This window comes from Caulobacter sp. CCH9-E1, assembly GCF_001556515.1.
Lineage (GTDB): Bacteria > Pseudomonadota > Alphaproteobacteria > Caulobacterales > Caulobacteraceae > Caulobacter.
This window is the reverse complement of record NZ_LSJA01000102.1, coordinates 1-1,453: the sequence shown is the minus strand read 5'-3', so window position 1 is coordinate 1,453 and position 1,453 is coordinate 1. Positions and strand designations below refer to the sequence as shown.

General features: G+C 67.7%; 1 protein-coding gene. It reads left to right on the top strand.

Annotated elements, in window-relative coordinates:
- Position 1: 1 nt before the first annotated feature.
- On the top strand, positions 2 to 1,453 hold a 1,452-nt coding region (locus tag AX690_RS06585; protein WP_066730310.1), incomplete at its 3' end, for an acetyl/propionyl/methylcrotonyl-CoA carboxylase subunit alpha.

Below are 1,453 nucleotides of genomic sequence, written 5' to 3'. Positions count from 1 at the left end.
GATGTTCAGCAAGATCCTGATCGCCAACCGCGGCGAGATCGCCGTTCGGGTCATCAAGACGTGCCGCCGGCTGGGGATCGCCACGGTGGTGGTCTATTCCGACGCCGACGCCGGCAGCCTGGCGGTCGAGATGGCCGACGAGACCGTGCACATCGGCCCGTCGCCCGCCGCCCAGTCCTATCTCGTGGCCGACAAGATCATCGGCGCCTGCAAGCAGACGGGCGCCCAGGCCATCCATCCGGGCTTCGGCTTCCTGTCGGAGAACGCCAGCTTCGCCCAGCGCTGCGCCGACGAGGGGATCGTGTTCATCGGCCCCAACCCCGGCGCCATCCAGGCGATGGGCGACAAGATCGAGAGCAAGAAGTTCGCGGCCCAGGCTGGGGTCTCCTGCGTGCCGGGGCACATCGGCGAGATCGCCGACACGGCCGAGGCGGTGAAGATCTCCGAGCAGATCGGCTATCCGGTGATGATCAAGGCCTCGGCCGGCGGCGGCGGCAAGGGCATTCGCGTCGCCTGGACCCGCCAGGACGTCGAGGAGGGCTTCCCCGCCGTGCGCGCCGAGGCCAAGGCCAGCTTCGGCGATGACCGGATCTTCATCGAGAAGTTCATCGAGAGCCCGCGCCACATCGAGATCCAGGTGCTGGGCGACAAGCACGGCAATGTCGTCCACCTGTTCGAGCGCGAATGCTCGATCCAGCGCCGCAACCAGAAGGTCATCGAGGAGGCCCCCAGCCCGCTTCTGGACGAAGCGACCCGCGCGGCCATGGGCGCCCAGGCCGTCGCCCTGGCCAAGGCGGTGAACTATGACTCGGCCGGCACGGTCGAGTTCGTCGCCGGCCAGGACAAGAGCTTCTTCTTCCTGGAGATGAACACCCGCCTGCAGGTCGAGCATCCGGTCACCGAGCTGATCACGGGCCTTGATCTGGTCGAGCAGATGATCCGCTCGGCCTGGGGCGAGACGCTGGCCTTCGAACAGAAGGACCTGAAGATCAACGGCTGGGCCATCGAGAGCCGCATCTACGCCGAGGATCCGTACCGCAAGTTCCTGCCCAGCATCGGCCGCCTGGTCCGCTACGACCCGCCCTCGGAGGGCGAGAAGGACGGCTACACGGTCCGCAACGACGCCGGCGTCCGCGAGGGCGACGAGATCTCGATGTTCTACGACCCGATGATCTCCAAGCTCTGCACCTGGGCGCCAACCCGGAGCGCGGCGATCGACGGCATGGGCCGGGCGCTGGAGGACTTCCACATCGAGGGCCTGGGCCAGAACATCCCGTTCCTGGCCGCGGTGATGGACCAGGAGCGGTTCCGCTCGGGCAAGATCTCGACCAACTACATCAAGGACGAGTTCCCAGAGGGCTTCACCGGGGGCGACCCGACGCCTACCCAGCTGGACATCCTGACCGCCGTCGGCGCGGCCATGCAGCGCGTCTACGCCGCCCGCGCGCGGTCC